General features: G+C 71.4%; 18 protein-coding genes. 2 read left to right on the forward strand and 16 right to left on the reverse strand.

Annotated elements, in window-relative coordinates:
• Position 1: 1 nt before the first annotated feature.
• The 15 genes from hpnH to O1G22_RS06990 all read right to left on the reverse strand — a co-directional run bounded on the left by hpnH (position 2) and on the right by O1G22_RS06990 (position 15,901).
• The gene (gene hpnH / locus O1G22_RS06925) at positions 2-1,024 is read right to left on the reverse strand and encodes an adenosyl-hopene transferase HpnH (protein ID WP_270080497.1); all 1,023 of its coding nucleotides are present in this window, start codon (positions 1,022-1,024) and stop codon (positions 2-4) included.
• Between the two features lie 5 nt (positions 1,025-1,029).
• Positions 1,030-1,671, reverse strand: coding sequence for a phosphorylase family protein (locus tag O1G22_RS06930; RefSeq protein WP_270080498.1), 642 nt, complete (start codon positions 1,669-1,671; stop codon positions 1,030-1,032).
• 1 nt (position 1,672) lies between these two features.
• Positions 1,673-3,697 carry a squalene--hopene cyclase gene (shc, locus tag O1G22_RS06935; RefSeq protein WP_270080499.1) on the reverse strand — a complete coding sequence of 675 codons (2,025 nt, stop codon included), beginning with the start codon at positions 3,695-3,697 and terminating at the stop codon, positions 1,673-1,675.
• 119 nt (positions 3,698-3,816) lie between these two features.
• Complete coding sequence (locus O1G22_RS06940) at positions 3,817-4,881, reverse strand: polyprenyl synthetase family protein (RefSeq protein ID WP_225095427.1); 1,065 nt, start codon at positions 4,879-4,881, stop codon at positions 3,817-3,819.
• A gap of 233 nt (positions 4,882-5,114) precedes the next feature.
• Entirely contained in the window at positions 5,115-6,551 is a 1,437-nt protein-coding gene (hpnE, locus tag O1G22_RS06945; protein ID WP_270080500.1) for a hydroxysqualene dehydroxylase HpnE, read from the reverse strand.
• Positions 6,548-6,676: a DUF6380 family protein gene (locus tag O1G22_RS44815; RefSeq protein WP_428986328.1), complete on the reverse strand. Its 129-nt coding sequence runs from the start codon at positions 6,674-6,676 to the stop codon at positions 6,548-6,550. Before O1G22_RS44815 ends, hpnE begins: the two co-directional genes overlap by 4 nt.
• Positions 6,676-7,638, reverse strand: a complete 963-nt coding sequence (gene hpnD / locus O1G22_RS06950) for a presqualene diphosphate synthase HpnD (RefSeq protein WP_270080501.1) — start codon at positions 7,636-7,638, stop codon at positions 6,676-6,678. Before hpnD ends, O1G22_RS44815 begins: the two co-directional genes overlap by 1 nt.
• The gene (gene hpnC, locus O1G22_RS06955; protein ID WP_270080502.1) at positions 7,635-8,531 is read right to left on the reverse strand and encodes a squalene synthase HpnC; all 897 of its coding nucleotides are present in this window, start codon (positions 8,529-8,531) and stop codon (positions 7,635-7,637) included. The genes hpnD and hpnC overlap by 4 nt, the downstream gene beginning before the upstream one ends.
• 359 nt (positions 8,532-8,890) lie before the next feature.
• Positions 8,891-9,691: an ABC transporter ATP-binding protein gene (locus O1G22_RS06960; RefSeq protein WP_270080503.1), complete on the reverse strand. Its 801-nt coding sequence runs from the start codon at positions 9,689-9,691 to the stop codon at positions 8,891-8,893.
• A complete protein-coding gene (locus O1G22_RS06965) occupies positions 9,684-10,613 on the reverse strand; it encodes an ABC transporter permease (RefSeq protein ID WP_270080504.1) in 930 nt (309 codons plus the stop codon). The genes O1G22_RS06960 and O1G22_RS06965 overlap by 8 nt, the downstream gene beginning before the upstream one ends.
• A 58-nt stretch (positions 10,614-10,671) precedes the next feature.
• The gene (locus O1G22_RS06970) at positions 10,672-11,517 is read right to left on the reverse strand and encodes a glycosyltransferase family 2 protein (protein ID WP_270086353.1); all 846 of its coding nucleotides are present in this window, start codon (positions 11,515-11,517) and stop codon (positions 10,672-10,674) included.
• A gap of 32 nt (positions 11,518-11,549) precedes the next feature.
• Entirely contained in the window at positions 11,550-12,329 is a 780-nt protein-coding gene (locus O1G22_RS06975; protein ID WP_270080505.1) for a CDP-alcohol phosphatidyltransferase family protein, read from the reverse strand.
• Positions 12,307-13,368, reverse strand: a complete 1,062-nt coding sequence (locus tag O1G22_RS06980) for an iron-containing alcohol dehydrogenase family protein (protein WP_270080506.1) — start codon at positions 13,366-13,368, stop codon at positions 12,307-12,309. The genes O1G22_RS06975 and O1G22_RS06980 overlap by 23 nt, the downstream gene beginning before the upstream one ends.
• Positions 13,356-14,108, reverse strand: coding sequence for a phosphocholine cytidylyltransferase family protein (locus O1G22_RS06985; protein ID WP_270080507.1), 753 nt, complete (start codon positions 14,106-14,108; stop codon positions 13,356-13,358). Before O1G22_RS06985 ends, O1G22_RS06980 begins: the two co-directional genes overlap by 13 nt.
• Positions 14,105-15,901, reverse strand: coding sequence for a DUF5941 domain-containing protein (locus O1G22_RS06990; protein ID WP_270080508.1), 1,797 nt, complete (start codon positions 15,899-15,901; stop codon positions 14,105-14,107). Before O1G22_RS06990 ends, O1G22_RS06985 begins: the two co-directional genes overlap by 4 nt.
• Positions 15,902-16,166: 265 nt before the next feature.
• Between O1G22_RS06990 and galE the strand changes: the two genes are divergently transcribed.
• Both galE and idi read left to right on the forward strand, forming a co-directional pair.
• Positions 16,167-17,138 (forward strand): UDP-glucose 4-epimerase GalE, encoded by a 972-nt coding sequence (galE, locus tag O1G22_RS06995; RefSeq protein ID WP_270080509.1) that lies wholly within the window; start codon positions 16,167-16,169, stop codon positions 17,136-17,138.
• A gap of 397 nt (positions 17,139-17,535) precedes the next feature.
• Complete coding sequence (gene idi, locus O1G22_RS07000) at positions 17,536-18,129, forward strand: isopentenyl-diphosphate Delta-isomerase (RefSeq protein ID WP_270080510.1); 594 nt, start codon at positions 17,536-17,538, stop codon at positions 18,127-18,129.
• 33 nt (positions 18,130-18,162) lie between these two features.
• On the opposite strand, the gene O1G22_RS07005 is transcribed toward idi, so the two are convergent.
• Positions 18,163-18,657, reverse strand: a complete 495-nt coding sequence (locus tag O1G22_RS07005; protein ID WP_270086354.1) for an ATP-binding protein — start codon at positions 18,655-18,657, stop codon at positions 18,163-18,165.
• Positions 18,658-18,939: the final 282 nt, after the last annotated feature.

Raw genomic sequence — 18,939 nt, forward strand, 5'->3', positions numbered from 1 at the left:
GTCACTCCCGGTTTCCGGAGACGGTCTCGCGCATGGCCCGCAGCGACTCCTTCAGGGAGCCCATGGTGGCGAGGACGGCGGTGGGCTCGTAGCCGCAGTGCGCCATGCAGTTGTCACAGCGCGGGTCCTTGCCGCGGCCGTACTTGTCCCAGTCGGTCTCCTCCAGCAGCTGCCGGTAGGTGGGCACATAGCCGTCGCTCATCAGGTAGCAGGGCTTCTGCCAGCCGAACAGCGAGTAGCTCGGGATCGCCCACGCGGTGCACGGGAAGTCGACCTTGCCCTCCAGGAAGTCCAGGAAGAGCGGGCTCTGGTTGAGCCGCCATTTCGCGCGGTTGCCGCCCGAGAACGCCTTCTTGAACAGCTCCCGGGTCTGCTGGACGCCGAGGAAGTGCTCCTGGTCGGGGGCCTTCTCGTAGGCGTAGGCGGGCGAGAGCATCATCTCGTCGACCTTCAGGTCGTCGTTGAGGAAGTTGAGCACCTCCACGACGGTCTGCGGGGTGTCGGTGTTGAAGAAGGTCGAGTTGGTGGTCACCCGGAAGCCGCGCCGCTTGGCCTCCTTGATGGCCTCCACCGCCTCGTCGAAGGTGCCCTCCTTCGCGACCGAGGCGTCGTGCCGCTCACGCAGCCCGTCGATGTGCACCGCCCACGCGAAATACGGCGAGGGCTTGAACTTGTCCATCTTCTTGCGCATCAGCAGCGCGTTGGTGCAGAGGAAGACGAACTTCTTCCGTGCCACCAACTGCCGTACGATTTCGTCGATCTGAGGGTGCATCAGAGGTTCGCCGCCGGCGATCGACACCATCGGCGCACCCGACTCCAGGACCGCGCCGACCGCCTGCGCCACGGGCATGCGCTGCTTGAGCACACCCGCCGGGTGCTGGATCTTGCCGCAGCCCTCGCACTTGAGGTTGCACGCGAACAACGGCTCCAACTCGACCAGCAGGGCGAACTTGTCCCTCTTCCTCACCTTCTGTTCCAGCAGATATGTAGCGACCTTGAGGGTCTGACGCAACGGCATGACCATCTGGCTCACCTCCGGGGGAGCAACAAAGAACGGTGCCATTCGAAAAATGCGGGAAGAACGGAACGAAGAACACGGAAGGCTGATATTCCTCCGCGCACCGTTCCGATCCGGACGAGTTCATGTTCGGGAGCGTCCACGACCACCCGGACGGCCGCAACCGGGCGTTCGCCGGCGCGGACGGCGGCGAGGAGCGTGGCCGCCGACTCCATGTCGACCGCGATCGCGCCGGTCGCGAGCAGCTGGGACCGCTCGGGGCCGCGCACGACGTGGTCGGAGCCGGTGAGCGGCCCGGTGTGCACCGTACGTCCGGGCAGCAGCCGCACCAGCTCCTTGACCAGCAGCTCGGTCGCCACGCAGGCGACCGAGCCACGCGGGTCCCGGGTCTCCTCGGCGACCACCAGATCGCCGGGGTGCATACCGGGGGCGAGCCCGGCGCAGAACCCGGTGGCCAGCACGGCCGCGTCGGCGAGCGCCGGCCCGGCGAGCTGCCGGGTGACGGAGCGTTCCGCCGCCTTCGGGCCCATACCCGTACGGACGACGGAGTACGGCCCGCCCGCCCCGCTGCGGTCCCCCGTGCGCAGGGCGAAGTGCTCGATGCCGAGCGCGCAGGCGATCAGCAGCGGGGCCGGGACGGGTTCGGCGGTCACCTCAGTTCACCTGGGCCTCGGCGTGAGGTTTCTTCGCGAGCAGCCGGCGCTCGAAAGGGTCGCCGTGCAGGTAGCGGCCGAGCGCGGTGAGCGGGAAGACCTGCCGGTACAGGTGGTAGTTGATGGAGAAGTCCCAGGGGAAGCCGGTGCCGGTGAAGTACGGCTCGTCCCAGCTGCCGTCCTCGCGCTGGGTGTCGGCCAGCCACCGGATGCCGCGCTCGACGGCCTTGGAGTCCTGCTCCCCCGCCGCGAGCAGCGCCATCAGCGCCCACGCTGTCTGCGAGGCGGTGGAGGCACCGCGGCCGCTCCACTCCTTGGCGTACTTGTATGAGCGCAGGTCCTCGCCCCAGCCGCCGTCGTCGTTCTGGACGCTCTCCAGCCAGGTCACGGCACGCCGGATCGCCGGGTGGGAGCCGGGCAGTCCGGCCGCGGTCAGCGCGGGGACCACCGACCCGGTGCCGTAGATGTAGTTGACGCCCCAGCGGCCGAACCACGAGCCGTCCGGCTCCTGTTCGGCGAGCAGCCAGTCGATGCCGCGCCGGGTGCGCGGGTCGTGGGCGAGGCCCTCGGCGGCGAGCATCTCCACGACATGCGCGGTGACGTCCGCCGACGGCGGGTCGATCACCTCGCCGAAGTCGCAGAACGGCAGCCGGTTGGGGAACGGGCTGGTGTTGTCGACGTCGAAGGCGCCCCAGGCCCCGTTCTTCGACTGCATCCCGAGGTTCCAGCGCACCGCGCGCCCGATGGCCTTGTCCATCCGCACGGGGTCGTGGTGCCGGACCCGGCGCAGCGCGAGCGCGACCTCGGCGGTGTCGTCGATGTCCGGGTACTGGTCGTTGTGGAACTCGAACGCCCAGCCGCCGGGCGGGAGCCCGCGCCGGCGTACGGCCCAGTCGCCGGGCCGGACGATCTCCTCGCCGAGCATCCAGTCGGCGGCCTTGACCAGTTGCGGGTGATCGACGGGCAGCCCGGCGTCGACCAGTGCGATGGTGGCGAGGCAGGTGTCCCACACCGGGGACTGGCAGGCCTCGATCATCCGGGCGCCGTCCTCGCGCCACACGGCGAAACGGTCCAGCGAGGCGAGTCCCTCGCGCAGCACCGGGTGCTCAAGGTCGTAACCGAGCAGGTGCAGGGCGATGACCGAGTACACGGCCGGTGGCTGGATGCCGCCCCAGCAGCCGTCGTTCTCCTGCCGCTCGACGATCCAGCGGGCCGCGCTGTTCATCGCGGCCTTGCGCAGCCGGCGCACGGCGACCCTGCGATAGCCGCGGACCACCTTGTCGAGCCGCTGGAAAAGCCCGTCCCAGCTGGTCATCGGGGCAAGTGGCTGCGGCGGGTTCGGGTTCGCCGGGTCGGTGTGCAGCTCGTCCAGTGCGAAGGGCGCCGGGCGCACCGGTCGCTTGGCGGAGACGATGGTGAGCGGCACGATGGTCTGCCGCGCCCAGCAGCCGAAGTTGTAGATGTTGAGCGGGAACCAGGTGGGGAAGTAGATGAGCTCCGGCGGGAGTTCGGGCAGGTCCTCCCACTTCCACCAGCCGAACAGGGCGAGCCAGATCCGGGTGAAGACCCGGCAGGCGGCGATCCCGCCGCGCTCGCGGATCCAGGCCGACGCCTTCGCCATGTGCGGCGCGTCGGGCGCGTCCCCGGCCAGCCGCAGGGCGACGTACGCCTCGACGGTGGCGGACAGATCGCCGGGTCCGCCGTAGAAGGTGGCCCAGGTGCCGTCGTCGCGCTGCTCGCCGCGGATGAACTTCGCGGCGGCCTGCGTGGTCTTCTCGTCGCGGATGCCCAGGAACTGACGGAGCAGCAGGTCTTCGGCGTCCATGGTGACGTTGGTCTCCAGGTCGCCCTTCCACCAGCCCTGGGCGTCCTGCCGCGACAGCAGGAAGTCGGTGGCGCGCCGGGCGGCGCGTGCGGCGGCTTGGTGTACCCCGGCCGCCTCGGGGGTGGTGAGAGTGGTGTCGCTGGCCGCGGCCGCGTGGGACTGCGAGGCTGCCCCGGTGCTTCCGTCGGTCGTCGCTGTCATGGCTTCCCCTTCGTGCAGTCGTGCGAGTCGTGCTGCTGTGGGTCCGCCGTCGGCCGGTGTCCTGCGTCTTCCTGCGACACCGGCCGGCGACTACGCGAGGCTTGTCGAGCCGATAATGATCATCTCTTCCGTACGACGACGAAGTCGGCGAGCGCCGCGAAGGCGTCCCGGACCCGGCCGGGCATGTCGACGGCGTCGAGGGCTTCGATGGCGATGGTGTGCTGACGGCGTGCTTCACCGGCCGTCCAGTCGCGGCCGCCGGCCTCCTCGATCAGGGCCGCGCGGGCGGCGAACTCCTCCTCGGAGAAGTTCTCGAAGTCGGTGCTCTTGGCGTCCGCCGCGAGCATCTCGCCGAGCTTCTCGGAGGCGGAGCCGCCGGCCGCGAGGGCGGCGACGACCGGCAGGGACTTCTTGCGCTGGCGCAGATCGCTCCAGGTCTGCTTGCCGGTGGCCTCCGGGTCGCCCCAGATGCCGAGCAGGTCGTCGACGGCCTGGAAGGCGAGGCCGAGGTGGTAGCCGTACTTCTCCAGCGCGTCGGCGGTGGCGTCGTCCGCGCCGCCGAGGACCGCGCCGATGGAGCTGGAGGCGGCGAGCAGCGCACCGGTCTTGTTGCCCTCCATCTCCAGGCACTCCTCGACGCTGACGCGGTCGCGGTGCTCGTAGGAGATGTCCTGCGCCTGACCGTCGATCAGGGCGCGGGTGGCGGCGGTCAGCCGGCGCGTGGCGCGGCCGGCCTCGACGGTGCCGAGCTCCAGCAGGATCTCGTTGGCGAGCGCGAACAGGGCGTCGCCGACCAGGATGGCCTGGGCGGGCCCGTGCACCTTCCAGACGGTGTCGCGGTGCCGGCGCTGCTCGTCGCCGTCCATCAGGTCGTCGTGCAGCAGCGAGAAGTTGTGGACGAGTTCGACCGCGACGGCCCCCGGGATGCCCACCTCGGGCGCCGCGCCGGTGACCTCGGCGGAGAGCACGGCGAGGGCGGGCCGTACGGCCTTGCCGCCGTCTCCCTCGGCGGGGTTGCCGGCCGCGTCGATCCAGCCGAAGTGGTAGGCGGCGACGGTGTCCATGGGCGGCGCCAGGCGGTCGACGGCCGTACGCAGGACCGGTGTGGCCAGGGTCCGGCCGCGCTCCAGCAGCGCGGTGACGTCCACCGCGGTCCTCCGAGCGGGTGTCGAGGCCGGGGGCACAGTGGGCACAGTCTCTCCTCTTGTTGCGGTACCGGGGGTGCGGGGGCCTGCCGCGCGCTCGTCCAGTGCCCCGGCAGGCGATGTCTGCCCGTCAAGGAGCGGCGTCCGGTGCGTGCTCTCGGCGTGCCGGCCGGGAGTCCTCGTACTGGACGTACTCGGACTTTCGGCCGGTGCGGCGAGAGGGCGTGCCGGGCGTCGCGACGGGGTGGACGTCGCCTGTTGGGGCACTGGCATCAGGCCGCCTCCTCGAACGCGAAGAGACGGCGGGGACGGGGCCGGCCCAGGGCGTTCAGCGCGGCGTCGGCCGCACTCACTCCACTGCGGACCGCACTCTCCATGGTCGCGGGCCACCCGGTGGCGGTCCACGCTCCGGCCAGGTACAGGCCGGATGCCTTGGTACGGGCGCCGGGCCGCAGCCGCCCGACGCCGGGGGTGGGGGCGAACGTCGCCGTGCGCTCCCGGGTCACGAAGAAGTCCTTCACCACCGCGCCACGGGTGCCCGGGATCAGCCGTTCCAACTCGGGCAGATAGCGCGCGCGGAGCGCGGCGACCGGCAGGTCGATCTCGTCCTGCGCGGCCGACTGCGACAGCGCCAGGTACTGCCCCTGGTCGAGCCCGGAGGCGTCGGTGCGGTCGAAGACCCACTGCACGGGGGTGCCGAGGGCGGCGAAGAAGGGGCGGGCGAGCACCGTGCGGTCGTAGACGACGTGCACGTTGAGGATCGGCGCGGTGCCGATCCGCAGGAGCTGCTCGGGGGCGTCGAGGGCGCCGGGCGGCAGCAGGTCGTACGCCTCGCGCTGGGGTACGGCGAGGACGACGGCGTCGGTGTGCAGCGTCTCGCCGGGAACCTGAACGCTCCAGGTGCCGTTCTCGTTGGTAGAGACGGAGGTGACGCGTGTACGGACTTCGGTGCGGACGCCCGCGGAGTCGAGCGCCTTGCGGGCCAGCCGGTCGTGCAGTTCGCCCAGCGGGACGTGGGCCCAGCCGATGTCGGCCGCGCCCGGGTCGGACAGCAGACCGGTCTTGAACACCATCGCGGCGAGCCCCAGCGAGGCGTCGCCCGCGACCGCGTTGAGGGTGGCGACCCCGACCAGGTCCCACAGGGCCTCGACGGCGCGTGTCGACTGGCCGTGCGCGGCCAGCCAGCTGCCGAAGTCCTGCGTGTCCAGGGTCGGATCGGCGAGGTCGAGCCCCTTGAGCGCGAGCGCGGCACGCCCGACCGCGGCCCGCTCGGCCAGCGACAGATGCGGATACGTGGCGAGGCTGCGCCCCAGGTGGAGGGGGACGGGCAGCGCGTCGCGCCGCAGCCGGCCGAGCCGTCTGCCTTCGGGCCTGGCGACGTCGACGACGGGCACGTCGAGGCGGTCCTGCAGCGGTGCCAGCGCCGTGCCCTCGATCCGGTCGAGGAACCAGCGGTAGGCGGTGCAGCAGCGCAGGTACACGTGCTGGCCGTTGTCGACGGTCAGTTCGCCGCGCTGGAAGGAGAAGGCGAGGCCGCCCAGCCTCGGTCTGCCTTCGAGCAGGGTGACGCGGACACCCGCGTCCGCGAGCGCGAGCGCGGTGGTGATGCCGGCGAGCCCGCCGCCGACCACGACGGCGCTGCGGCCTGCCGGACCCTCGGCTCCCGCGATGTCAGCGTGCGCCTGCGCGGGGCGCGAGCCGTCGCTCATCGTGCGTCCTTCCCTGCCTGCCGACCGTGCTGGTTGAACGGTGCACGCTCGGCCGTCGCAGTCAGGGACGCCACGCCGCAGTGGAGGGTTGCCTGCCGCACGTCTCCTGGTTCGGTGAGGTCCATCAGGCGCGCCTCCTGACGGACCGCGGCGCGACATGGCGGGTCACATGCCGGGTGTCGAGCCCGGACAGACCGCGCACGGCGACGTAGGCCTTCTCGCGGCCGGGCAGCGAGACGCGGCCGCGCAGTACGGCTTCGGGGTCGCGCTCGATGCGGTCCAGCAGCCGGCGGTAGATGCCGGCCATGGCGGCCACGCAGGCGCCGCTGCGCCGGTCGAGCATGGGCAGCAGCCGGTAGCCCTCGGCGAAAAGGGCGCGGGCCCGCCGTACTTCGAAGTGCACGAGGCCCGCGAAGTCGGAGCCCTCCGGTGGCGTCGGCCCGCCGAACCCGGCCGAGCAGCCGAACTTGGCCAGGTCGTCGGCGGGCAGATAGGTACGGCCGTTCTGGGCGTCCTCGCGGACGTCTCTGAGGATGTTGGTGAGCTGCAGGGCGAGGCCGAGGGTGTCGGCGTACTCACCGGCGCGCTCGGCGCCGCGCGCTCCCGGTTCGGTGCCGAACACGCCGAGCGAGAGCCGGCCGACGGCACCGGCGACACACCGGCAGTAGACCTTCAGGTCGTCCCAGGTCTCGTAGGTCTGCCCGCGTACGTCCATCTCGACGCCGTCGATCAGCTCGTCCAGGCCGCCGAGCGGGATCGGGAAGGCGCGGGCGGCGTGGTCGAGGGCGACGGCCACCGGGTCGGTGTCGTCCTGCGCGACCCGGCCGTCGCTGACCCGGGCGAGCAGGGCCCGGGTGTCCTGAAGACGGGTCAGCTTGGTCTCGCCGGGCAGGTCGCCGTCGCCGATGTCGTCCACGCGCCGGGAGAACGCGTACAGCGCCGACATGGCGCGGCGCTTGGGCGTGGGCAGCAGCCGGATGCCGTACGCGAAGTTACGGGCCTGCTGCCCGGTGACGGCCTCGCAGTAGCTGTAGGCGGCGAGTACCGGCGCGGACACATGCGACGGAGACTCCACGGTCCGGATCACCCCTCTCCTCGCAGGATCACGCCCGCCTCACGCAGCAACTGGACCTTGCCGGGCTTGGGCGGGCCGGGAAGTACGTCGTATTCGGCGGCGGCGATCGCCCGGATCGCCGCCCTTCCCCCCGCCACGAACCCTGCGAGCAGCAGCTTCAACCTGCCGTGGACGCTACCCACGAGGGGGGCGCCTTCATTCAGCAGATCGCGGGCGCGTTGCGCTTCGTATGCAACCAGGGCGCGCACCGATGCGCCCCCGGTTTTCTCGCCAAGATCCGCTTCCTGGACGTGAAAGCGCTTCATGTCCTCGGCCGGGAGGTAGATCCGGTCCCGGCCAAGGTCCTCGGCGACGTCCTGGAGGTGCTCGACGATCTGCAGGGCGGTGCAGATGGCGTCGGACAGGCGGATCCGCTCGGGGGTCGCGGTGCCGGTGACGGCGAGGACGAGGCGGCCCACGGGGTTGGCGGACAGTTCGCAGTAGGCGAGGAGGTCGTCGTAGGTCTCGTACCGGCTGACGAGTTGGTCCTGACGGTTGGCGGCGATCAGGCCGAGAAAGGGCTCGGGGGTCAGGCCGCGGCGCCGGACGGTGGGCTGGAGGCGGCGCAGCAGCGGGTGGCCCGGGATGCCGTCGAAGACCCGGCGCAGATCGGCCTCGAAGGCGTCGAGCAGGACCAGGCGGTCCTCGGCGTCGGCGGCCGGCACGCCGAGCAGCCGGGCGTCGGCGCCGCCGGGGGCGAGGTCGCCGTCGCCGATGTCGTCCACGAGGCGGGCGAAGCCGTAGACGGCCATGAGGTCGTCGCGCCAGGCCCGGGGCAGGAAGAAGGGGGCCACGGGGAAGTTCTCGCTCGCGGCCTTGTCCAGGGTGGCGCGTTCCGGGCCCGGCGCCGTCTCGGTCGCCGTCATCGCCCGCTGCCCGGGGCGGGGACGGCACATGCTGCGTTGAGCAGGGGAGTCTCCGTAGCCATCGCCGTCACATCTCCCGTTCTACACTGCGGATCCAATACACACTATTTCGGACACGCCGCCCGGCAATCCGGGGGACGCCCTGGCGCAGGGTGTCGCGCATTATCGCCCCACTTGCCGCTTTCCGGCACCGGTACAGCTTACGTTGTACAACGCATCGAGGTTCGTCGGGGTGTCCTGCAGATCACAACAACACACCGATCGGCATCAAGATTCCTTGCACCGACCGGAGTTGACGTTTCCTTTGCGGCGCGGGGCCCGGCCGGACGGCTGCCGGCGGACCCCTGGCCGAAAACAGGCTACTTGCCCGTGAACTTCTCGTACTCCCTCAGCACCTCGTCGGTCGGCCCGTCCATCCGCAGCTCGCCGCGCTCCAGCCACAGGACCCGGTCGCAGGTGTCCCGGATGGACTTGTTGTTGTGGCTGACCAGAAAGACCGTGCCGGCCTCCTTGCGCAGCTCCCGGATGCGCTCCTCGGAGCGCTTCTGGAACCCCCGGTCACCGGTGGCGAGGGCCTCGTCGATCATGAGGACGTCGTGGTCCTTGGCCGCGGCGATGGAGAAGCGCAGCCGGGCGGCCATGCCGGAGGAGTACGTGCGCATCGGCAGGGTGATGAAGTCGCCCTTCTCGTTGATGCCCGAGAAGTCGACGATCTCCTGGTAGCGCTGCTTGATCTGCTCCCGGGACATGCCCATGGCGAGACCGCCCAGGATGACGTTGCGCTCGCCGGTGAGGTCGTTCATCAGGGCCGCGTTGACGCCCAACAGCGAGGGCTGGCCGTCGGTGTAGACCTTGCCGCGCTCGGCGGGCAGCAGACCGGCGATGGCGCGCAGCAGGGTCGACTTGCCGGAGCCGTTGGAGCCGATCAGGCCGATGGCCTCGCCGCGGTGGGCGACGAAGGACACCCCACGCACGGCATGCACCGTGCGCACGCCCCTTGCCGCGTCGCCGGAGCCCCGCCTGAGGATGCGGCTCAACGCGGCCGTGGCGCTGCCCTTGCCGCCTCCGGCGCCGTTGACCCGGTAGACGATGTGCAGGTCGTCCGCGATGACGGTGGGCCGGCGCCCGCCCGTACCCGGTGCGGTCAGCGGCTCAGCCACGGCCGTACCTCTCCTCCGCCTGCCAGAAGTACACGAAGCCGCCGGCGAAGACGGCCACGGCCCAGAACAGGGCGATGGCCCACACGTGCGGGGGCAGGTTCGCGGCACCGTAGCCGTCGATCAGCGCGTAGCGCATCAGGTCCATGTAGACGGCGGCGGGGTTGGCCTGGAGCAGCCGGACCGCGATCTCGGAGCGGCCCTCCATCATCTTGCTGATGGAGAACATCACGCCCGAGGTGTACATCCAGGTGCGCAGGACGAACGGCATCAGCTGGGCGAGGTCCGGCGTCTTGGCGCCCATGCGGGCCACGATCAGCGCGAGCCCGGTGTTGAACAGGAACTGCAGCAGCAGGACCGGCACGATCAGCAGCCAGGCCGGGCTCGGGTAGCTGCCGAATCCGATCGCCACGATGAACATCACGATCATCGAGAACAGCAGCTGCTGGAGCTGCTGGAGCGAGAAGGAGATCGGCAGCGAGGCGCGCGGGAAGTGCAGGGCGCGCACCAGTCCCAGATTGCCGGAGATCGCCCGGACGCCCGACATGACCGAACTCTGCGTGAACGTGAACACGAAGACCCCGGTGACCAGGAACGGGATGTACACGTCCTGGGACAGGCCGCGGCTCGCGTGCAGGATGACGCCGAAGATGAAGTAGTACACGCCCGCGTTCAGCAGCGGGGTCGCCACCTGCCAGAGCTGGCCGAGCTTGGCCTGGCTGTACTGGGCCGTCAGCTTCGCCTGGGAGAAGGCGAGGATGAAGTGGCGCCTGCCCCACAGCTGGCGGACGTACTCGGCGAGCGAGGGGCGGGCGCCGCTGACGGCGAGGCCGTACCTGGCGGCGAGCTGCGCGGCCGTCAGTCCCTCGTCGGGCGACGGTATCGCGCTCACCGCGACACCGCCGTCATGCGTTGTGTGACTCACGAGTGGAATCCGGAATCTCTTGGTAAGAAGCTTGCTCTCTTCAGGTAAGAGAAGCTTCTCAGATCACCGGAGGCCGGCCCAGCCGGGTCAGCCGCCACACCGTGCGCCAGCGCATGGGGCGGCGCGGGCCGCACTCGGTCGTCCAGCCCTCCTTGAAGCCGCCGAACCAGGCCTTCAGGGCCGGCACCGACGGGCGGCGCAGCAGCGTGAGCAGCAGCCAGACGCCGAGGTAGACGGGGACGAGCAGCGCGGGCAGGTTGCGGCGGGCCAGCCAGACGCGGTTGCGGGCGACCATGCGGTGGTAGACCGCGTGCCGCGAGGGCGCCGTCGTCGGGTGGTACAGGACCATGTCCGACCGGTAGTCGATCAGCCAGCCGGCGTCCAGGGCCCGCCAGGCCAGGTCGGTCTCCTCATGGGCGTAGAAGAACTCGCCCGGCAGGACGCCGGCCTCGGCGAAGACCTTGGTGCGTACGGCGTTGGCGCCGCCCAGGAAGGTGGTGACGCGCGAGGAGCGCATCGGGTCGGAGGCGCGCAGCCGGGGCACGTGGCGGCGCTGGGTCTCGCCGGTGTCGGGGTCGGCGATGCGGAAGCTGATGATGCCGAGCTCCGGGTCGGCCTCGAACGCCTCCCGGCACAGCTGGGCGGTGTCGTGGCGGGCGAGCAGGCCGTCGTCGTCCAGGAACAGCAATATGTCGACTTCACGACCGCCGGGACCGAACGCCTCGATGCCGACATTGCGGCCGCCGGGGATGCCCAGGTTCTCGGGCAGCTCGACCGTGCGGACACCCTCGGGGACGTCCGGGACGGGCGAACCGTTGCCGACGACGACCACCTCGACCGGGTCGCCGTCCTGCTTGGCCACCGAGTCGATCAGGGCCCGCAGCTCCTCGGGCCGGTTGCCCATCGTGATGATGACGGCGCCGACCTTCACGGCGCTCACTTCAGCCTGCTGGAGGCGAGGATGGACACCAGGTGCAGCAGGGTCTGCAGCAGGGCGATGCCGGCCAGCACCGCGACACCCAGCCGGGAGAAGAACAGATCGCCGCGCACCTGGTCGACGATCGACAGGACCAGGATGAGCAGGGACGCCTCGATGCCGAGGATCAGCCGGTGGAACTTCAGCATGGCGGCGGCCCTGCGGGCCAGCGCCATACCGGAGGAGCGCATCTCGGACGCCGACTCCTGCACCGGCGGCTTGCCCGCCTGGTGGCGGGCGACGCCGACGAGGTCGGTCTCGGCCTTGATGAGGATGGCACCGAGCGCGGCCAGCGTGCCGAGGAAGGCCCACAGCCAGTCGATACGGCCGCCGCCCCACAGGTCGGCGGCGCGCAGCCCGAAGCCCACGAGCACCGCGGCATCGGTGAGGTAGGCGCCGACCCGGTCCAGGTAGACGCCGTTCAGCGAGTACTGCTTCTTCCAGCGCGCGATCTCGCCGTCGACGCAGTCCAGCAGCAGGTACATCTGGACGCAGACCACGCCGAGCACGGCGCCCCAGATCCCCGGCACCAGCAGGGCCGGGGCCGCGAGCACGCCGAAGACGGTCATCAGGTACGTGAGCTGGTTGGGCGTGACCCTGGTGTTCACCAGGTAGCGGTCGACCCGCAGGGACACCTCACGCATGTAGAGGCGTCCCATCCAGTGCTCACCGCTGCGCCGGTCCTTCACCCCGGCGGGGTGGACGACCGGACGGAGTTCAGCTACCGATGGCCTTGACATAGTCGGCGTAGATGTCCTTGATCTGGTTCGGCTTGAGGGCGAGGTGTTCGAGGATCGTGTAGCGGCCCGGCCTGGTCTCGGGAGCGAACTCCACGGCGCGGACGAACTCGTCCACGGTGAAGCCGATCTCCTCCGGCAGCACCGGAAGCCCGTGCCGGCGCAGCACCTCCGCCGTGTGGACCGCGTCCTCGTGGGCCCCGCGCAGGTACGTCGCGAAGGCCGCGCCGAGCCCGCACTGTTCGCCATGGGCGGCCGCCCGCTTGGGGAACAGCAGGTCGAAGGCGTGGTTGATCTCGTGGCAGGAGCCGGAGGACGGGCGCGAGTCACCGGAGATCGACATCGAGATGCCGCTGAGGACCAGCGCCTCGGCGAGCACCTGGAGGAAGTCGTTGTCACCGATGCCGCCGGGGTGGCGCAGGACCGCCTCGCCGGCCTGGCGGGCCATGGCCGCGGCGAGACCGTCGATCTTCTCGCCGTTGACCCGGTTGGACAGCTCCCAGTCGGCGACCGCGTTGATGTTGGAGATCGCGTCGCCGATGCCGGCCCGGACGAAGCGGGCCGGGGCCTCGCGGATCACGTCCAGGTCGATGACGACGGCGATCGGGTTCGGCACACCGTAGGAGCCGCGCCCGGCGTCGTTGTCGAGGGTGGCGACCGGCGAGCACAGGCCGTCGTGCGCGAGGTTCGTCGGTACGGCGACCAGGGGCAGGCCGACGCGGGCCGACGCGAACTTGGCGCAGTCGATGATCTTGCCGCCGCCGAGCCCGACCACGGCGTCGTAGTGGCCGGACTTCATCTCGCCGGCCAGCCGGATGGCGTCGTCGAGCGTGCCGCCACCCACCTCGTACCAGGAGGCGCCCGGCAGCGAGGGGGCGATGCGCTCGCGCAGCCTGGCACCGGAGCCGCCGCTGACGGCGACGGCGAGCCGGCCGGACTGCGCGATGCGCTCGTCGGCGAGGACGCCGGCCAGGTCGTCCAGGGCACCCGGGCGGATGTCCACGACGACCGGCGAGGGAATGAGCCGGGTCAGTAGCGGCACGCGATGTCCCGTCCCTTGGCGAGGTCGTCGTGGTTGTCGATCTCGACCCACTGGACGTCACCGATCGGCGCCACGTCGATCCGGAAGCCGCGGTTGACCAGCTCCTGGTAGCCGTGCTCGTAGAACTGCTGCGGGTCGGTCTCCCAGACCGCCTTCAGCGCGTCGGCCAGCTCGGGGGCGGCGTCGCCCTCGATCAGGGTGACGCCGATGTACTCACCGGTGGCCTCGGCGGGGTCCATCAGCTTGGTGATCTTCGTCATGCCCTTCTCGGCGTCGACGACGACCTTCATCTCCTCGTCCGCGAGGGACTTCACGGTGTCGAGGGCGAGGATGATCTTCTTGCCGTCGCCACGCGCGGCGAGCAGGGTCTTCTCGACGGAGACCGGGTGGACGGTGTCGCCGTTGGCGAGGATCACGCCGTCCTTGAGGGCGTCACGGCCGCACCACAGGGAGTAGGCGTTGTTCCACTCCTCGGCCTTGTCGTTGTCGATGAGAGTGAGCTTGAGGCCGTACTTCTGCTCCAGGGCCGCCTTGCGCTCGTACACGGCCTCCTTGCGGTAGCCGACGATGATCGCGACCTCGGTCAGACCGATCTCGGCGAAGTTGCCGAGGGTGAGGTCGAGCACCGTGATGGAGTCCTCTATTCCCGTCGGCCCCACCGGCACCAGCGCCTTGGGCAGGGTGTCGGTGTAGGGGCGCAGACGCCGTCCGGCGCCGGCCGCCAGCACGAGGCCGATCATGCGGGTTCTCCTTCATCGTGTACGGCGGGCGCCCCTGCGGACACCCAGAAGCGGATGCTCTCGGCGAGCACCACGAGGGCGACGACCACGGCGAGGACCGTGAGCGCGACCGTGAACTGCGAAGCGGTGAGCACCGCGGCCAGGACGGCGACGAGCAGCGTCCGCCCCTCGTGCCCCCCGATGACGCGCGTCAGCCAGGCCGGGGGTGCTCCGGCGTTGCCGCGGATGCGGTACACCGTGTCGTAGTGATGGTAGGCGACGGCGGCCACCAGCCCGAAAGCCGCCGGCAGGGCTCCGTTCACCCCCGCCTTGTCCGCGAGCACGAGCACGGTGCCGTACTCCGCGGCCCGGAAGAAGGGCGGGACCAGCCAGTCGAGGGCGCCCTTGAGGGGGCGGGCGACGGCCAGCGGGGACTGCAGGACGTAGAAGAGGGCGCCGAGGACGGGCCACCAGCTGCCGTACGGGGCGAGCCGGGCGGCGAGCACGACGACGGCGCCGCCGACCAGGGCGGTGTACGCGGGGGCCCGCAGGGACACCCGGCGGGCGACGCGGGTCAGCCCCTGCGCGAGCGGTCCGCTGTCCGCGAGGTCGGCCAGCGCCCGCGCGGCCCGGTCGGTGCGCTTCGCCTTGCGGGTCAGCGACCGCAGGACCCGGCCGGCCGTGGTGTACGTCGCCGCGAAGGCGCAGCCGACGAGCAGGACGTAGAAGGTGATCCGGGGCGTGGTGGCCGCGGTGAGGACCGCGATCATCGCCCAGCGCTCACCGATGGGCAGGACGATCATCCGCCGCACCCACACCGTCCAGCCGACGCTGTCCAGCTTGTCGGAGAGGGCGGCGGTGGGGCTGGTGTTGGCGGTGGCGTCGTGGTTGGCCTCGTTGAAGGAGAAGTCGACCACGTGCCGGCAGGTCTGGAGGACCATCGCGCCGAGGGCGAGGGCCCATACGTCGTCGCCGCCCCGGGCCGCGCCGAGGGCGAGGCCGGCGTAGTAGGCGTACTCCTTGGCCCGGTCGAAGGTGGCGTCCAGCCAGGCGCCGAGGGTGGAGTACTTCAGGGCGTACCGGGCGAGCTGGCCGTCGGTGCAGTCCAGCACGAAGGACGCGATGAGCAGCACGCCGGCCGCGATGAACCCCGCGCGCGTGCCCGTCGCCGCGCAGCCGGCCGCGATCAGGGCGGTGAGCAGCGAGGCCGTGGTGACCTGGTTCGGGGTCAGGCCCCGGCGGGCACACCAGCGGGCGAGGTGGCGCGAGTAGGGGCTGATGAAGAACGTGGTGAAGAAGCCGTCACGGGACTTCACGGCCGACTTCAGGCGTACGGCCTCGTCGTCGACGGCGGCGACGGCCTGCCGGGCCTCGTTGCGTCCTTGCGGGTCGGCGGGGACGGCGGCGACCAGGCTGCCCAGCTCGGGCCGGTGCACCTCGCCGCCGTCGGCGTCCAGGACGGTGACGATGCGGTCGGCGAGGCTGTCCACGGCGAGCGCGATACCGCCCCCGGCGGAGGTCTCGCGGGCCACGGCCCGGGTCAGCGCCTGCCGGGCGGCCGGCTGGGCGGTGACGGCGCCGGGGATCGCGGAGAGCGGGAAGCGCGGGTCGGTCAGGCCGAGGCGCAGCGCGTGCGGGTGGCCGACGAAGCGGGCGTCGACCAGGGCCACGCGCTCACCGGCGGGAGCGGCGGCGAGCAGGGTCTCGGCCTCGGAGGCGTCCGCCGCGGTCCGGACGTCGAAGCCGAGGGACCGCAGATCGTTCTCAAGGGCCGATCCGGGGACCGGCTGACCGGTGACGATGGCGGTCGGCAACCGAACTCACTCCCTGGGTACCGGCGCGCTGGCGCCGGTCGATCGCATGATGGGGGCGCCTGTCTGCGGCACCCGGGCGGCATGTCGGCGAAGGCTATCGGATGGTTCCGGACCCGTGTTCACCGGCCGTTCACGGCCCCGTCCTCGGCGGCTGCCCCGGCCTTTGCCGCGATCATCATCGGGGATGCGGGGCCCGGCCCACAAACCCGTCGGCGCAGACCCGGGCAACCGGGACACACCGGGGACCGGCTTAGGCTGGTCGACCATGACATGGCTGATCACCGGCGGAGCCGGATACATCGGAGCACATGTGGCACGGGCCATGACGGGCGCCGGGGAGAGCGTCGTGGCACTGGACGACCTGTCGGCGGCGGTACCCGAGCGGCTGCCCGCGGACGTCCCGCTCGTCGAGGGCTCGACGCTGGACGGGGACCGGCTGAAGCGGGTCTTCGCGGAGTACGGCGTCACGGGCGTCGTCCATCTCGCGGCGCGCAAGCAGGTCGGGGAGTCGGTGGCGGAGCCCACCCGCTACTACCGGGAGAACGTCGGCGGTCTGGCCACACTCCTGGACGCGGTCGCAGCGGCCGGGATCCGGCGGCTGCTGTTCTCCTCGTCGGCGGCCGTGTACGGCAATCCGGACGTGGACCTGATCACCGAGGACACCCCGTGCGCCCCGGTGAACCCCTACGGCGAGACCAAGCTGGCCGGTGAGTGGCTGGTGCGGGCGGCGGGGCAGGCGTACGGCATCTCCACGGTGTGCCTGCGCTACTTCAACGTGGCGGGCGCGGCGACGCCGGAGCTGGCGGACACGGGGGTGTTCAACATCGTGCCGATGGTCTTCGACCGGCTCACCCGCGACGAGGCCCCGCGGATCTTCGGTGACGACTATCCGACGCCCGACGGCACGTGCGTCCGGGACTACATCCACGTGGCCGATCTCGCCGAGGCCCACCTGGCCGCGGCCCGCCGTCTCTCCGAGAGCGGCGCGTCGGGCGACCTGACGCTGAACATCGGCCGGGGCGAGGGCGTCTCGGTGCGGGAGCTGATCACGGTCATCGGCGAGGTCACCGGGGACCGCCGGGAGCCGCTGGTGGAGGCGCGACGGCCGGGTGACGCCCCTCGCGCGGTCGCCTCGGCCGAGCTCGCCGCGAAGGAACTGGGCTGGCGGGCCCGGCGCGACGTCCACGAGATGGTCACGTCGGCCTGGCAGGGCTGGCAGCGGCACCACGGCGCCTGAGCGAGGGCACCGGCCGGGCCCAGCCCGCGCCCCCTTGACCTGCGGAACGTTTCCCCAGGTCAAGGGGGCATAGATGTTCGGTGCCGCGTTGCCCCGTACCGCCCACGGGAAGATGGTGCACGAGCTCCGGGGCTGCCTCGGCGATCCCTTCGGCGTGGAGCACCGCACCTTCCGGCTGGAGCCGGGCGGACACGCGGAGCACGAGGCACATCTGTGCCACGGAACGCACGTACGGGTGATGGCGCCCGTGGGCGGTTCCCGGCGGCGGCCGCAGGGCACGATGATCTACCGGGTCCCCGTCCCGGTACGGCGCCGCGCGCGGACGTGCGGGGAAGTGCCGGGAGTGCCGGATTCGTACGGCAGACTTGGGGTGCGAAGAACGAGGCGAAGGATGGGTATGCCGATCACACCTGCCACCGCGACGCAACTCTCGTCGCAGGACACCGCAGAGGCGATTTTGCTGGAACTGGTCGACGAGAAGGGTGTGACGATCGGCACGGCGGAGAAGCTCGCCGCGCACCAGCCGCCGGGGCAGCTGCACCGCGCGTTCTCGGTGTTCCTCTTCGACGAGCAGGGCAGGCTGCTGCTCCAGCAGCGGGCGCTCGGCAAGTACCACTCCCCCGGTGTGTGGTCCAACACCTGCTGCGGCCACCCCTACCCCGGCGAGGCGCCGTTCGCGGCGGCGGCCCGGCGCACGTTCGAGGAGCTGGGCGTGTCGCCCTCGCTGCTCGCGGAGGCGGGCACGGTCCGCTACAACCACCCGGACCCGGCCTCGGGCCTGGTCGAGCAGGAGTTCAACCACCTGTTCGTCGGCCTGGTGCAGGCGGAGCTCGCGCTGGACAAGGAGGAGGTCGCCCAGACCGCCTTCGTGACGGCCGCCGAGCTGGCCGAGCGGCATGCCCGCGACCCGTTCTCGGCGTGGTTCATGACCGTGCTGGACGCCGCCCGCCCGGCGATCAGGGAACTGACCGGCCCGTCCGCGGGCTGGTGAGCGGCGCCACGGCGGTGTCACGGGCCTGCGGTGCTACGGCAGGCCCGCGGGCTTGAGCGGCAGGGCGGCCCAGATCACCTTCCCGCCGCTCGCGGTGTGCTCCACGTCCACCGTGCCGCCCGCCTCCTGGGCCACCTCGCGGACCAGCAGCAGACCCCGGCCGCCGGTCTGGCCGTGGTCGGCCTCCAGGGCGGTCGGCCGGTAGGGGTGGTTGTCCTCCACGGACACCCGCACCCACTCGGCTCCGACGGCGACCTCCACGGCCAGCATCGGCGACAGCAGCGCCGCGTGCCGGACCGCGTTGGTGACCAGTTCGGAGACGATCAGCAGCAGGCCGTACACCAGGTCCTCGGAGACCGGCACGCCCTGGCGCAGCAGCAGGTCCCGGACGGCGTGCCGGGCCTGCGGGACGGAGGCGTCCACCGCGGCGGCGGTGAACCGCCAGACGCCCTCGTACGGAAGTGGATCGGGCGGCCGCTCGGCGCCCCCCGCTGGGCGCGGGTCGTCCCCGCGCCCGTGGTTGTCCATCGTCCGGTCGCCACCCTCGCGCTCGATTGTCACCACACGTCGAGTGTTGGTAACGATCGGCTCCGGCCCGGATACCTGAACACAAGTCAGCGGGTATCGAGCGGTTTATGACCGAGTGCGTATGACACGGTCACGTGTGGGACTGTTTCCTGTCGCCCCCGACGCCGCTTCGCGAACTATTCGGGTTGTACGGGTTTGGGGCGGCCCTCGCCCGGGACGAGCTCGACGACAGGCTGACGACAGGCTGCGGGGTGGGGTTCGGCATGCCTCGGCCGGCGCATA

This window comes from Streptomyces camelliae (genome assembly GCF_027625935.1).
GTDB classification, from domain to species: domain Bacteria; phylum Actinomycetota; class Actinomycetes; order Streptomycetales; family Streptomycetaceae; genus Streptomyces; species Streptomyces camelliae.

Coding starts and splice junctions, on each gene's coding strand:
- O1G22_RS44815 (WP_428986328.1), bottom strand. CDS start 6,676: ATGGACCTCACCGAACCAGGAGACGTGCGGCAGGCAACCCTCCACTGC.
- O1G22_RS06970 (WP_270086353.1), bottom strand. CDS start 11,517: ATGGGCAACCGGCCCGAGGAGCTGCGGGCCCTGATCGACTCGGTGGCC.
- hpnH (WP_270080497.1), bottom strand. CDS start 1,024: ATGGTCATGCCGTTGCGTCAGACCCTCAAGGTCGCTACATATCTGCTG.
- hpnE (WP_270080500.1), bottom strand. CDS start 6,551: ATGAGCGACGGCTCGCGCCCCGCGCAGGCGCACGCTGACATCGCGGGA.
- idi (WP_270080510.1), top strand. CDS start 17,536: ATGCCGATCACACCTGCCACCGCGACGCAACTCTCGTCGCAGGACACC.
- O1G22_RS06985 (WP_270080507.1), bottom strand. CDS start 14,108: ATGATCGGCCTCGTGCTGGCGGCCGGCGCCGGACGGCGTCTGCGCCCC.
- shc (WP_270080499.1), bottom strand. CDS start 3,697: ATGACAGCGACGACCGACGGAAGCACCGGGGCAGCCTCGCAGTCCCAC.
- galE (WP_270080509.1), top strand. CDS start 16,167: ATGACATGGCTGATCACCGGCGGAGCCGGATACATCGGAGCACATGTG.
- hpnC (WP_270080502.1), bottom strand. CDS start 8,531: ATGACGGCGACCGAGACGGCGCCGGGCCCGGAACGCGCCACCCTGGAC.
- O1G22_RS07005 (WP_270086354.1), bottom strand. CDS start 18,657: ATGGACAACCACGGGCGCGGGGACGACCCGCGCCCAGCGGGGGGCGCC.
- O1G22_RS06975 (WP_270080505.1), bottom strand. CDS start 12,329: ATGTCAAGGCCATCGGTAGCTGAACTCCGTCCGGTCGTCCACCCCGCC.